General features: G+C 48.0%; 10 protein-coding genes. 2 read left to right on the plus strand and 8 right to left on the minus strand.

What is annotated here, in order from left to right; genetic code table 11:
- Positions 1-178: 178 nt before the first annotated feature.
- Positions 179-985, minus strand: a complete 807-nt coding sequence (locus tag H6F52_RS20075; RefSeq protein WP_206754045.1) for an HpsJ family protein — start codon at positions 983-985, stop codon at positions 179-181.
- Positions 986-1,572: 587 nt separating this feature from the next.
- Positions 1,573-2,679: an adenylate/guanylate cyclase domain-containing protein gene (locus H6F52_RS20080; RefSeq protein WP_190536540.1), complete on the minus strand. Its 1,107-nt coding sequence runs from the start codon at positions 2,677-2,679 to the stop codon at positions 1,573-1,575.
- 227 nt (positions 2,680-2,906) lie between these two features.
- On the opposite strand from H6F52_RS20080, the gene dnaG reads away from it, so the two are divergent.
- Positions 2,907-4,916: a DNA primase gene (dnaG, locus tag H6F52_RS20085; protein WP_190536541.1), complete on the plus strand. Its 2,010-nt coding sequence runs from the start codon at positions 2,907-2,909 to the stop codon at positions 4,914-4,916.
- A gap of 68 nt (positions 4,917-4,984) precedes the next feature.
- Here dnaG and H6F52_RS20090 read toward each other — a convergent pair whose 3' ends face one another.
- Complete coding sequence (locus tag H6F52_RS20090) at positions 4,985-6,226, minus strand: FtsX-like permease family protein (RefSeq protein WP_190536542.1); 1,242 nt, start codon at positions 6,224-6,226, stop codon at positions 4,985-4,987.
- Positions 6,227-6,373: 147 nt separating this feature from the next.
- Between H6F52_RS20090 and H6F52_RS20095 the strand changes: the two genes are divergently transcribed.
- Positions 6,374-7,048 carry an ABC transporter ATP-binding protein gene (locus H6F52_RS20095; RefSeq protein WP_190536608.1) on the plus strand — a complete coding sequence of 225 codons (675 nt, stop codon included), beginning with the start codon at positions 6,374-6,376 and terminating at the stop codon, positions 7,046-7,048.
- 17 nt (positions 7,049-7,065) lie between these two features.
- On the opposite strand, the gene H6F52_RS20100 is transcribed toward H6F52_RS20095, so the two are convergent.
- The 5 genes from H6F52_RS20100 to H6F52_RS20120 form a co-directional block, all read right to left on the minus strand.
- Positions 7,066-8,037: an NAD-dependent epimerase/dehydratase family protein gene (locus H6F52_RS20100; RefSeq protein WP_190536543.1), complete on the minus strand. Its 972-nt coding sequence runs from the start codon at positions 8,035-8,037 to the stop codon at positions 7,066-7,068.
- Positions 8,034-9,185: a hypothetical protein gene (locus H6F52_RS20105; protein ID WP_190536544.1), complete on the minus strand. Its 1,152-nt coding sequence runs from the start codon at positions 9,183-9,185 to the stop codon at positions 8,034-8,036. The genes H6F52_RS20100 and H6F52_RS20105 overlap by 4 nt, the downstream gene beginning before the upstream one ends.
- Positions 9,186-9,267: 82 nt before the next feature.
- Entirely contained in the window at positions 9,268-10,845 is a 1,578-nt protein-coding gene (locus H6F52_RS20110) for a B12-binding domain-containing radical SAM protein (protein ID WP_190536545.1), read from the minus strand.
- Positions 10,846-10,914: 69 nt separating this feature from the next.
- On the minus strand, positions 10,915-12,195 hold the full coding sequence (locus tag H6F52_RS20115) for an aminotransferase class I/II-fold pyridoxal phosphate-dependent enzyme (protein WP_190536546.1): 1,281 nt from the start codon (positions 12,193-12,195) through the stop codon (positions 10,915-10,917).
- A 255-nt stretch (positions 12,196-12,450) separates the two neighbouring features.
- Complete coding sequence (locus H6F52_RS20120) at positions 12,451-13,551, minus strand: aromatic ring-hydroxylating dioxygenase subunit alpha (protein WP_190536609.1); 1,101 nt, start codon at positions 13,549-13,551, stop codon at positions 12,451-12,453.
- Positions 13,552-13,662: the final 111 nt, after the last annotated feature.

Consider the following 13,662-nt stretch of genomic DNA (forward strand, 5'->3'; position numbering starts at 1 on the left):
TGTGACTTCAAAGAGTAGAAGTCTGTTCGGGGATGCTTTCTTCGCCGGATGAAGGATGAGAAATTGCAGCCTTCATCCTAGCCTACTCAACAGGCAGCAGCTTCGTCACCACTTCGCTGAGGGAAAAACCTACAGCTTTTTGGCTACTGACCCCTAGCTACTTACCGTTCGCGAGTCCTTACCGCGCCTGAGCTTTCCGTCGGCTTCCTCCCGAACCTGTCAACCCCAGTGCCGCAATGCTAAGGTAGCCAATCGCTAAGAGTAAACTGCTCAGACCATTCCGGATACTCGTCTTCAATAACTCGCCTTGAGCTTGTTTTTGGGCTTCTAGTTTGCCGCCTCGAACTTGGGTTTTAGCTGCATCGACTTGTGCGTTCAAAGCTTTTGGGTCTTGCTTTAACTTTTGTAGTTGATCTTTGAGTGCTTGCAATCTCGCCTGTTGCTCCCCTTGAACTTGACCGCTCTTGAGCGCCTGATCTAGTTCCGCAAGCTTCTTACTATCTTCAAGCAGGGCGGTAACTTGGGCTGACTGGCTGGCGATTTGAGTTTCAACTTGAGTCGCTCTTTGGTTAATTCGGGCGACCGCTTCCTGGTTCAGCAGACGCAGGCTATTGATGTTCAGTAAGGGCACTGGCAGCAGGAAGCTCAAACCTAAAATAACAGAGAGTATCAACGCTCCGATTCTTACTAGATCTTCCCAACCTTTTCGAGCTACTCCAGAGTTATTGTCAATCCAATATCCAGCGAACAGCAGCGCCAGACCTACCATTGGAATCACACCTCTGTCAATTAGCTGCCCTGTAACGCCCTGTTGCCACTGTAGGAAGTTCAGCCGCCACTGGGGATCGTCCACACCGCTAGGTCTATTTGGCGGAATTAGAAAAACCGCATAGTCAACCAGTGAGGACACAATTAGGATCACTCCGACCAACTTGAGGATTTTGGAGGCAACGGAGGAAGGTTGACGGCTATTAGCTGCTTTCATGGTTTTCGTCGTGAGTTATGAATTTTTTACTTCAAACTTAACTGAATAACATACTGAGTGACCTATCTGCCCACCGGATAATTACGCATTTATCAAGGTTTAGAAGACTCAGTAAAGGAAGGGAAGTTTTCTTAGATTCACCCGTTGGCTTCAGGGAAGTTAACCCAGAGGACTTCTACTCAGTTGTCGGTACGCGGTAACTATCTTCAGTTTAAAGCTGCTGATTTTCCAGAGACTTTCTTAGCAAGTTCCACATCTTACATCAACTGGGTCTACCACTGTTAAATAATCACAATTTGCAACTAAAAGTATAAAACTTTGTAAGCATCGCAATCTTTATGTTCATCGTCCAAAAAATTCGCGTCCAGAGCGTGAGGAACTGTTAAAAATCAGTTGTTTTGCTTTTGCTCTAATAAATCTTAGCCGTTTTTTTAAAAGATGGCTATCGAAGAATGCAAGGCTAAAAAAAATAATAATATTTCAGGAAAGCGAGTTAACAGAAAAATAAAATTTATAAGAAAAATACATTGACATCGTCAATGTAAAAATTGCTCCCGCTACTCCTTTAAGTTCGGAGAGAGAAAAGTTCAGACATCACTTGCTTTGCTGCAAATTGCCTTCATTAACTCAATCCGATAAACCAGAATCGGTGCATCCAATCCTTTAAGACTCATCGCGTTACCCAGCCGGGGGCAATCCTTGACAGCACTGGCAGCGTCTGCGTCCATGAGTACAGTTTCGGTACAAGCAATGTCGTTGCCTTGGCTTGTCGCCTGCACCCGTGCTGCTGTATTCACCGTCGTGCCGAAGTAGTCAAGCCGCTCGTTTAGGGTGACACTAATACAAGGGCCGACATCAATGCCAATTTTGAGGATGAGCCGATCTTCTGCGGTTAGTTGCAACTGTTGATTCAAAGCTTCCATCTGCTGATGCATGGCGATCGCGCTTCTCGTCGCATCAGCAGGCGCAGTGAATGCTGCCATCACCGCATCCCCAATCGTCTTGACAACCACACCATTGTGGGAATCTACTACCTGAAACAGCAGATCGAAGTGTCGGCGTACCAGATGATAAGCCCGCGAATCTCCTCGCCTTGCGTAGAGTGCCGTCGAACCAGCCAGATCCGAAAATAAAATTGCTACCCGCCGAATCGTTAAACTCTCATTAGGCGGAATCGTCTCGCGGGGAAAAAAGTCGCGGAAAGTTTGCAGCGTCAGCATCTGGTGTCCGGAAACTACCCCATATTGAGCATCGACTTTAGCGCGGAAATTCGGATCGTCTGCTTCCCTTCCCAAGCGGCGCAATCGTTCATCAATACTAAACGTAATCCGCACCTGCTCATCAGCATCAGTGGCGTGGACAGTGTGACACCTTGGGCAGGTATGGTTTGTCCGCAGATCGTACAGACTTTTCGGATTGAAGTCGATGCCCCGACACATGGGACATTGAATGTCCCAGTTGAGAGATAGGATGCCTTCTTTCAACGCGGTGACTAACACTCGCAGCGCCTCCCGTTCGCTTAAGTGCAATCGTTCGGCAATTCGACGGGGGTTAGCATGGTAGAGTTCTCGGCTGTCGCTTTCCTGCAAAAATGCCGTCAGATGCTGCCGTACTGCTGGTTTAACCCCATAAGCTTCCAATGTAGCGGCAGCTTTGGCGATCGCGCTTTGGCGTCTAGGAAAAAAGTTAAGCACTGCCCGGTTTATCCTCTATATCGCTAGGTTGATTGAGAATTTTGGTAGCGTGCAACCCTGAGTGTAATCCCAATACAATGATGATTAGCGATTCAGTTTTAGCAAGATGAATGGGTGCCAAGAGTTATCTTAGTACCAGCTTAGAACATTACTAGGAAGACCCCTTTGTCTTTGTTTAGAAAAAAACACCAATCACAATTGGTTCTCTCAATACAAAAAACTAAGCTGTGCAAATTCCCCGGCTGCATCCAGACACGATTGAGGAAGTAAAGCAACGGGCTGACATCGTAGATGTCATCTCGGAATACGTCCTATTGCGGAAGCAGGGCAAAGATTTTGTGGGTTTGTGCCCTTTTCATGAGGAAAAAAGCCCTAGTTTTAGTGTCAGTTCCAGCAAGCAGATGTATTACTGCTTTGGCTGTCAAGCTGGGGGAAATGTAATTACCTTCCTGAAGGAACATTCTAAGCGTTCTCTGGGCGAAGTCGTGCTGGATTTGGCGCGGCGCTATCAAGTTCCGGTGCAGATGCTGGAACCAGAACAGCGACAGGAATTGCAGCGCCAAATTACGCTGCGAGAGCAGCTGCATGAGATTTTGGCAGTGACTGCAAGCTTTTATCAGCACGCCCTCCGGCAAGCTCAAGGAGAGGTGGCTTTAGAGTATTTACGCTCGAAGCGGCAACTCTCGGAAGAAACCATCCAACAATTTCATCTAGGCTATGCACCAGCGGGTTGGGAAACCCTCTATCGCTACTTGGTGGAACAGAAACACCACCCGGTGCAGTTGGTAGAACAAGCGGGGTTGATTGTTCCTCGGAAGACGGGCAGCGGTTATGTAGATCGATTCCGCGATCGCTTGATGATTCCGATCCACGACAGTCAAGGGCGCGTCATTGCCTTTGGCGGTAGAACCTTGGGGGATGAGCAACCCAAGTATCTCAACTCCCCCGAAACTGAGTTATTTCATAAAGGCAAAACTTTATTTGCTTTGGATAAAGCTCGTGACGCGATTGGCAAGCAGGATCAAGCCGTCGTGGTAGAGGGATATTTTGATGCGATCGCGCTCCATGCAGCAGGGATTTCCAACGTCGTCGCTTCTCTGGGCACTGCTCTCAGCTTAGAACAAGTGCGGCTGCTGCTGCGATACACCGAATCCAAGCAGATTATCTTCAACTTCGACGCCGACGCCGCTGGGACAAAAGCAACTCAACGAGCGATTGGAGAAATTGCCAATCTCGCTTACCAAGGGCAAGTTAATCTCCGAATTCTCAACCTTCCAGATGGGAAAGATGCCGACGAATTTATCCGCAAAGGTGGCACTCAAACCTATCGGGAACTGCTGCTCAATGCCCCGCTGTGGCTTGATTGGCAGATTCAGCAAATCTTAGTCGGAAAAAGCCTCAAACAAGCAGATCAATTTCAGCAAGTTACAGGAGAATTGGTGAAGTTACTCAACAACCTCACCAACGACGATCAAATTACTTACTACATCAATCACTGTGCGGAAATCCTTAGTCAGGGGGATTCTCGGCGGGTAGGGTTGCTATCAGATAATCTTCTCAATAAAGTTGTCCGTCACTGGGAAGAACTCCTCAATCAAGATAGTTCCCTACAAGTGCCGCTGCTAATTAACAATCTTCTCAAGCAAAGTCAGCCCAAGCAGAATAAACGTCTCCAGTCGCGCCGTACTGGTAGCAATAATAAACGCCAACAGCCAGTTGTATCGGGTTCTTCGGAACGCAGTCTTTTAGAACGAGCAGAAGCTTTACTCCTACGTTTTTACCTCCATTGCCCCGAATACCGGCAGGCGGTTATTGATGTGCTAGAGGAACGAGATTTGTTTTTTAGCCTTCCCCACTACCGATTTTTATGGCTAAAAATTTTAGATATACAAAGAAATTCTGAGGCGTCTATAGTAGAAACGCCAGAACTAATATCTTCCCTACAAAACTTGTTAATTGAGTTTCCTGAGGATTTGGCTCAGGTTTCTCCACTGTTTCATCTCGATGAGAATACACAGCGAGATATTCTCTCCCCTGAATTGATTAAATCAGCTGCTGCTTGTATGGAACGGGTAATGTGTGAAAACATCGCCCGCCGCTTTTTGGATTTATGGAAAAACCCCGACACCTCTATCGAGCCTGAAAAACGAGAATACTACTGCCAAGAATTTTATAAGGCTAAACAGCGAATCAAAGAGTTAGATGGGCAACTGCAATTTTCGTATTTTTATCGTTAATTAAGCTTGCGAAGCGAGGACGGCAACAGACGGTGTAGCTGGTATTGTCAGGTTAACGGTTCTAGGAATTACGCCTTGAAGACGATCGCGGGATCGACGCGAGTGACTTTTTGAATGGCAAAGATGGCAGAACCGACGCACATGACAACCGTAATTCCCAAGGCAGCGATCGCAGTCGCCGGAGTGATTAAAATGATGATTCCCTGACTGGAAAATGTCCAGGCTACCACTCCTAAGCAAAGAACCATGCTGGGAATATAGCCTAGAATTGCCATCCACAGTGCCTGTTCGATGATTGCACAGTAGATAACCCAATCGGACGCGCCCATCGCTTTGAGGGTGCCAAATTCCTTGATGTGATCGGATACTGACGAGTAGAGGATCTGACCGACAACGATCGCCCCGACAATTATACCCACCGCTGCACCAAGACCCAGAAGGAACCCAATTCCCGTTCGCTTTTGCCAATAAGCCTGAGTCATTTCAATCATTTCAGCGTGAGTGTACGCACGGGTATCGGGTAAGGTGGCTTCTAACTTCTGCTTAAGTGCCTCTAAATCCTGACCAGGCTTGGCTTGAATCAACACATAAGTGATGGGATCTGATGCAGCTAACGGTCTGGGTACAGAAGTAACAGCGGGATCGAGCTTCTCATAAGTGTTAGTACACTGGATTCCCCTCGATCCCGATTGCAATCGGCAAGACAAATTAGAAGTCTGACCAGAATTTAAGTAAGCATTGGCACTCTCCAATGAGGTAAACATATAAGCATTTGATGCAATTGAGCGATTTCTTTGGGTGAAACCAACTAACCGAGCTGGTAAAGTACCTACTTCAGCGACATCACCGATCTTTCGTACCTTTAGGGAGTCCAGGTTAGTGACATCCACCATTACGGTGTAAGGTTCTTTTAGGGCACTCACACTTCCTTGGGTGATATTTGTTGGTACAAACAATTGTCCGTTTGGGTTAAATCCGATGACTCTGACTGGAGCAATCTCACCTGAGGGATGACGCCATACGGAACCCCTAGCAATGAGTGCTTCGGCTCGCTCTACGCCTGCCACCTCTTGAGCCAGAACGACGTGCGCCTGGGGGATTGGCAACGTCAAGTCAAGGTACACCATACTCTTGGATGCCACCCAAATATCGGCTTGGGAATTGTCAATTAATTTAGCAGCGGAGCGACTAAAGCCATTGAAGATACCCGTTTGAATTGTTACCAGGCTAACGGCAAACATAATCCCTGCCTGAGCCACAAGTAAACGAGGAATGTCTTCGAGCAAGTGCTTCCGAGCTAGTGAAACCATAAGAAAAGATTTACGATTACTTGCAAGTTTGACCAAAAGTTAGGCTAAAGACTTAAACGGATAAGTGCTTCTCAAATTAACTCTACTGTGTTTAAAAAGAGCCAAATCCAGGATGATTCTACCGCAAGAGAATTTAATAATCGTCAAATGGGAGCGATTGTTGCCAAAGGGGTAGAGATGGCATTCCCTTCAGGGCGACAGTCTTATCAAGTTCTTAAAGGGATTGACTTAGAAATCTGTAGGGGCGATATCCAACTCTTGATGGGACCATCTGGATCGGGAAAAACTACCCTGCTGTCAATCTTAGCTGGACTGCTGACACCCTCTGCTGGAAAGGTGTACTTACTCGGAGACGAGATTACAGGAATGTCTAGGGCAAAGCTAGCACGGTTCCGACTACACAATATTGGCTTTATTTTTCAGGGTTTCAACTTGTTTCCCGCACTAACAGCATCTGAAAATATTGAAATCGTGCTGAATGTTAAAGGCATTCGGTATAGGGTCGCCCGACAGCAAGCAAGAGTGTTGTTGGAACAGGTGGGATTAGGGGATAAAGCGAACCAGAAGCCGGGTGATTTGTCTGGAGGACAAAAACAGCGGGTAGCGATCGCGCGGGCTTTAGCAGGCAATCCCCAATTGATTATGGCAGATGAGCCAACCGCTGCCTTAGACTCCCATAGTGGGCATACCGTAATTGAGTTACTGCGTCAGTTGGCGAAGGAAGGCGGCTGCACGGTACTGATGGTGACGCACGATCCTCGGATTGTCGATGTTGCCGACCGAGTCGCTTATCTGGAAGATGGGGTTCTCAAGAAAGAATAGTGTAAATCGGGCAACATTCACGATGCAGCTTGCATGGTTCGGACAATCTCACTCAAGGTTTGTGATACTGAGCGGGGATGCCAACCGAGTTCCTGACAAGCTTTGGTGGCATCTACCCGGACGCAGCGGTCGTAAATGTAGTGAACGCGCTCCCGACTGAGGGGTGGCTGCCATTTGAGCAGGCGTCCGACTGGATCGAGTAAGTTTCCCAAAAGTCTCACGAGGGGCTTAGGAGCTTCAGTGGGGGCGGGAATGCGGGTTTCCTGGCTGAAAATCTCAAACATTTCGCGGGTAGTCAGCTCACCAGCAGAAATAATGTAGTGTTCTCCAGGTTTGCTTTTTGCTGCTGCTAGAATCATCGCCGCAGCTAAGTCGTCCACATGGACAATGCCGGTAATGCGATCGCCTCCTGCCCACACTTTTAGCCGTCCTTTGAGAAATTGTTGCATCACGGGGCCAAAATGGGGATCGTCTGCCCCAAAAATCCCGGAAGGCAGAAGACTAACAACCGGAAGTCCTTGCGCCGCAAATCGATCCACCCATTCTTGCGCTTGGTATTTAGTGCGATCGTAGGCAGAGGAAAAGTTAGTTTGTGTCCGCTTAAAAGTTTCATTTACAAGTTTGCCCCCCGTATCGCCAAACACGCCAATGGTGCTGCAATAGACGACTTTGGAGACGCCGGCGGCTTGGGCAATTTCTAACACGCAGCGGGTTCCTTCCACATTTACCCGCTCCATTTCTGCCTCATCGACGATGCCCAGTTCTACATAGGCAGCCGTGTGAAAAACTGTATCTACCCCAGCCATTGCCCTTCGCAGGGCATCCCGATCGGTGATATCTCCGTAAACCAACTGCACGTTGCAATTAGAAAGACGCGCTAGATTGCTCGATTTTCGGACTAGCCCCACCACCAAGTCGCCCTGCTGCTCTAAAGCCCGCACTAAGTGAGAACCTGTAAATCCGCTGGCTCCAGTAACTAGCGCCTTCATAATGCTTTTTCGTAAATGCGGTAAGTTTTATAAATCTTGCCCCCCGCTGCTTCAATTAGCTTGCGGGAGGGAAAATTATCTTCATAGACCCAGGAAAGTTCCGCTTGCTTATAGGGCTTACCTTTTTGAATTCCCCCCTGCATTCCCAAATAAATCAAGGCAAGAGGCACCATTTTTCGGCGATATTCCGGCAGCGAACAAATAGCAATTACTCGTCCTCGATCAATTTGACGGCGATACCAAAGGAACTTAAGAATTCCCAGCCAATTTAACTTTCCATTGACGTGTTTTAGAGGAATATTATAGTCGGGTAATCCCATCCAAAACCCAATCATTTCCCCGTTATATTCAGCAATTGGAAAGACATCCGGATCTACTAAAGTCTGTAGTTCTTTCGCTTCTTCTAAAAATTCTTCCTGGCTGCGCGGGGTTGAACTCCAGTTATTAGCGAAAGCGCGGTTAAAAAGATGATAAAGGCTGATACAATCTTGCTCAAATCCTTCTCCCTCCGTTCTTAACGGACGAAAGGTAACACCTGATTTACAAGCAATCCGGTAAGCTTTCTCAAATTCTGCTGATAAGGGTTTATCTAAAGAAAAATTATAGGCGTAAGCATCCTTCGCTTTATGCCAGCCATCTTTCTCTATAAATTCTGGATAGTAGGACGGATTATAGGGCATCATCACCATTGGTGGCGAGTCAAATCCGTCTACTAAAAATAAACAATTATTGTGAGTTGAGAGATCGATGGGACCCCGAACAACTGTCATGCCTTGCTCGCGTAACCAGTTGCAAGCAGTCTCAAATAAGGATTGCGCGATCGCAAAATCTTGGACACACTCAAAAAAACCGAATAAACCAACATTTTGTCCTTCTCGTTCAATCAACCGATGATTGACTGCGGCAACAATGCGTCCTACTGCCTGAGAACTGTTTGCTCCCTCAGAGATAGCAATAAACTGTTGAAGTTTCCCATACTGAAGGAACGGATTACTAGGAGTGAACTGCTTGGCAATACTGCTGCGAATTGGCGCTACCCAGTGAGGGTCGTTCGCATAAACTCGCTCCGGAACATCCAAAAACATTTTAGTTTCTTCCGGAGTTGTTACTGCTCGAATTTGAATCTTTTTTGTTTGATTCTCCACCATTTTTATAGTTTTAAAAGTGTTTAATGAAACAACTTTTATTTAACTCTCCAAATTCATTGGTAAAGTCAATCCATTGAATGACTTAGCTTGCCAGAACCTTTTCTTGAGGAGTTTCTGTTCCCTTGTTCGCTAGATATTCGGTAAGCTGAGCTTCGATTTCGTCGCGCACAATTTGACGGTACTCGATGAAATGCTCAATATGGGCGCAATTAATCAAATAAGACTCAAATACACCCGGATTGTGCTGGATGATAGAGAACATCTGACGCCAGAACTGGAAACGGGTATTGCGTTTCAGTCCTTGTCGCCAACAAATAATAAATAATGCCTTGATATCACTGAATCCCGGCATTCGGAACTTCTTCTTGTGAGGAGTCGGCTTCATCTGTATAAAGTGCCGATAGACTCGTGCTAGATAGCGAGATGGTTCATACAGTTCCCAGAAGCAACTGACGTATTCACGAGCCAATTCTTCTAAAGGACGGCTGGGGATAAAATTGGTCAGTGTTGTCTGATGGATATTCGCCTCTTCACTCCCCTCCAGCAAACGACCCTCTTTTTGAAGTCGATGCCACAGAGCTGTATTCGGCAAAGCCTGAAGCATACTGAACAGTGCTTGAGGAATTGCTGTCGCTTCCACAAAATCAATGATCCGCCGCCCTGCCCCAGCCTTTTCACCATCAAAGCCAATGATGAAACCAGCCATTACGCGCAAACCCACCCGATTGATTTTCTGAACCGATTCCATCAGGGAATTGCGCGTATTTTGGAATTTCTGAGTCATCGCCAGGCTCTCTGTGTCCGGTGTTTCGATGCCCAAAAACACTGCACTGAAGTTGGCAGCGACCATCAAATCCAGCAATTCCTCATCCTGTGCTAAGTCTACCGAGGCTTCCGTCGAAAGGCGGAAGGGGTAGCCGCGAGCTGCCATCCAGGGACCGAGTTCGCGCAGCAAGAGCTTGACGTTGCGCTTGTTGCCGATGAAGTTGTCATCAACCACAAAAATAGAGCGCCGCCAGCCTAAATCATACAGAGCTTGTAACTCAGCGAGCAGTTGCGCGGGGGTTTTCGTGCGTGGCTTGCGCCCATAGAGAACAATGATGTCGCAGAACTCGCACTGGAACGGGCAACCCCGCGAAAACTGCACCGACATATCGTTGTAGGCAGTTAGATCCAGCAGGTCGAATCTGGGAATGGGTGTGTTCGTGACATCCGGCTTTTCGCCATTGGAACGGAATACCCCCTCGGTTTCACCCCGTTCTAAAGCCTCGACTAAGAGCGGCAGGGTAATCTCGCCTTCGTCTAAAACCAGAAAGTCTACTCCGGCTTCCTGTGCCGCATTTGGAACTGAGGTAACGTAGGGACCACCGACCGCTACCAATTTGCCGCGCTGCTTCGCTTCGCGGATCAGGTGTAGCATATCGGGTTTCTGGACAATCATCCCGGAGATGATGACGAGGTCTGCCCAAGCCCAGTCTGCTTCAGTCTCACATCGAACATTGCGGTCTATTAAGCGGAACTCCCAAGTTTGGGGCAGAATCGCTGCGACTGTAATCATTCCCAGCGGAGGAAGCGATACCTTCCGTCCGATTAGTTCTAGCGCTTTGTCAAAAGACCAGAACGATTTGGGAAATTGTGGATAGAGGAGCAGTACACGCATCACGCACTCCAAAAAAGGGGTTAAGCAAACGGCTAGTCATAGGGCAATCTCAGCTTAAGCCTGGTATTGCTATGCACTAATCGTTGGTTTATACAATAAGTCCCGAACGGCTACCATTCCTGCCACCAAACGATCCATTTCCTCGTGAGTGTGGAGAGCGTTGACGGTAATGCGGAGGCGGGGTTTGGCAATAAACCAAATCGGAGAGACCCAAAGACCGCGCTCTTGCAAAAGTTGTCTGCCAAAGACCTTGGGATTAATCTCCGACGGTAAAATGACTGGGACAACGTTGGTCTCGCCAATTGCGGCAAAATCATTTTCAGCTAAGCGCGATCGCAAGTATCGGGTATTTTCCTGTAGCTTTTGGACTCGTTCTGGCTGTTGACGAACGATACGGATGCTTTCTAAGGCAGCCGCCGTGGTTGGGGGCGGTAAAGAAATGGTTCCAATTGAGGTAGGAGAAACATTCAGCAGGGGTTTTAACTCTGCGACGTGGCTGCTAATGGCGGCTCCGGCTGAGGCGGCAAACTTCGAGAAAGTCGTCATAATCAGCGGCACGACGCCCCGCTCAATCGCATAACTGGGCAAAATGCCAAAATGCTCGTAGATCCCTCTTCCCGTGGCTCCAATGGCACCGCTGGCATGAGCTTCATCCATTACCAGCACGCTGCCCTCGTATTTTTGCAGCACACCGATCATGTCGAGCAGCGGCGCGATATCCCCATCCATTGAGAATACGGCATCGGATACAACCAGAATGCGATCGCCAGGTCGGGCATATCGATGGAGTTTCCGCGCTAAATCCTCCATATTACAATGGCGGTAAGCTTTTACACGGGTGCGGGGGCTGTTGCCAAACACTTTTCCGGAACGAGTCCCGGCATTGACGACGGCTGAGACAATGCAGCCATGATTGAGGACATCGGTGAGAATTAAAGTTTCGCGAGTGTTCTGAAATCCCGGCACGGGAATTGCCAAGTGGCAGAAGGCATCCATTAAGGCTTGCATCGCCATCCAAGCATTCAGAAATAGCTGGGTATGGGGCAGATGCTTAAAGGCTGAAATCTCGTCCTCTAGCTGTCGATGCAGATCGATTCGACCGCTCAAGACGGAGCAGGAGCTGTTTGACGTTCCGTATTTCAGGATGGCATCAATGGCACCTTGCTTAACGGCTTCTTCGTGAACTAACCCTAAAACATCATTGGTGCAGAAGCTGAGAACGGTTTGACGCTCACCCGTCGCCGCGTCTTCAATCTCGACTGTATTCCCCTGCTTCTGATGACAGATATATTCATCGGGGTCAAGTCCGCTCTCGTACCAATGCTGGACATATTCTTTGACAATTTGCACAAGTTGACTCCTCTCAGCTTTTACCAGATCGGCGATCGCCTCTGGCTCAACAGTAATATTTGCCAGACTCGGTTTCTGCTATCCAGGTCTGACGAAACGCCCAAAGGAATAAGACCTCATAGTGTTTATGAATATATTGCTCCAGCTCACTTGACCGCAGGACTGAGAAAGGGCTAGAGGATACGCCGCTGCTAAGATTGCCTTCATCCGAGTGAATTTTCTTGGGTTAGTTCAGATGGCTCTCTTGCAATCGCCTCACGAGAGAGAAATAGACTTTTCTGAATTCCCCTGATGATTTTGCGATTGACTAGATTTTTGCACAAATTTCTCATGTTGCCGGACAATTAGCCGCTGGATAGCAATAATCGCTGGATTTATTTCTACATAACGTCGCTGGGGATCGGCTAAATAGGTTCGCTGCTCGCTTTCGATCATCTCGATGTCTTGGGCGAGAAATTTCAACAACACAAAGCGCGGGAGCAGGTTTTGCAACAAAGGTCTGAGCGGGTTGAGTACCCATTTGGGCAGGCGGACTTTGAAAAAGAAAAAGGCAAAAGAGCGGCTCTCAGTTAAGCCCACGGGCAATCGCATCAAGTATAGGGCGGAAACTCCCTGGAGAACGGTATAAAAATGAGGGTATCGATACTGAATCGAGATCGGTAAGGTGGTGACTTGGTCAGCGCGATCGCTCAATCCGAGAAACTGAGCCATGCGACCTTTGTAGGAAACATTGTATTCGGCGCAGACTGCGGCGTCCGTCTCTCGCAGACTTGTTAGCACCGGATCGAACCAACCCTGCAATTTTTGGTGCAGGAAACCATGAAAAACGTCCATCGTGTTCTCATTGCAGATGGAAAAATGGGCTTGGAAGTGGGCACTCACTGGCACCATTAACCAATCTGGCTCGTCAAATTCAGGGATATCCGGCGGCTGACAGGTGGTGGCGAGGGCGCGATCGCCAGGGAAGATCCAGATAAGATTATATTTTTCTTGCACTGGATAACTGCGGGCTTGGGCGCGAGGAAGTTTTTGGGTGTCGGGAAGATAGGGAATGCTGACACAATGACCTTCACCGTCAAATTCCCAGCCATGATAAGCACAAGCCAGGTTACACCCTTGGACGGTGCCCTTGTGCAGTGCGATGCCTTTGTGAGGGCAAGCATCCTCTAAGGCATGGAGATTCCCTTGAGTATCGCGAAAAATTGCGATCGCTTGCTGCCAAATGACGACAGGCATGATATCACCGGGCTTCAGTTGGTCTGCCCAACCCACCGGATACCAGTGATTCCCATTGATGCCCACCTCTCGAACAGCATTCTGAACGGTCTGGCTGGTTAGCGTTGTAGCCAGTTCCATGAATTGTGCCTCTGTTGCCTGTTTCTGTGACAATATTTAGCTTCCTAGTCGCCGATAAGTCAATATCAATTTGTTTTGTCTTTTGGGATTTTTCAAATGATGAATCACCCA

Origin of the sequence: Coleofasciculus sp. FACHB-542 (genome assembly GCF_014695825.1) — a bacterium.
GTDB lineage: Bacteria > Cyanobacteriota > Cyanobacteriia > Cyanobacteriales > FACHB-T130 > FACHB-T130.

Bases quoted from the DNA above. Each gene is read 5' to 3' on its own strand.
- H6F52_RS20075 (WP_206754045.1), bottom strand. From the start codon at position 985: ATGAAAGCAGCTAATAGCCGTCAACCTTCCTCCGTTGCCTCCAAAATC.
- H6F52_RS20090 (WP_190536542.1), bottom strand. From the start codon at position 6,226: ATGGTTTCACTAGCTCGGAAGCACTTGCTCGAAGACATTCCTCGTTTA.
- H6F52_RS20095 (WP_190536608.1), top strand. From the start codon at position 6,374: ATGGGAGCGATTGTTGCCAAAGGGGTAGAGATGGCATTCCCTTCAGGG.
- H6F52_RS20100 (WP_190536543.1), bottom strand. From the start codon at position 8,037: ATGAAGGCGCTAGTTACTGGAGCCAGCGGATTTACAGGTTCTCACTTA.
- H6F52_RS20105 (WP_190536544.1), bottom strand. From the start codon at position 9,185: ATGGTGGAGAATCAAACAAAAAAGATTCAAATTCGAGCAGTAACAACT.
- H6F52_RS20110 (WP_190536545.1), bottom strand. From the start codon at position 10,845: ATGCGTGTACTGCTCCTCTATCCACAATTTCCCAAATCGTTCTGGTCT.
- H6F52_RS20120 (WP_190536609.1), bottom strand. From the start codon at position 13,551: ATGGAACTGGCTACAACGCTAACCAGCCAGACCGTTCAGAATGCTGTT.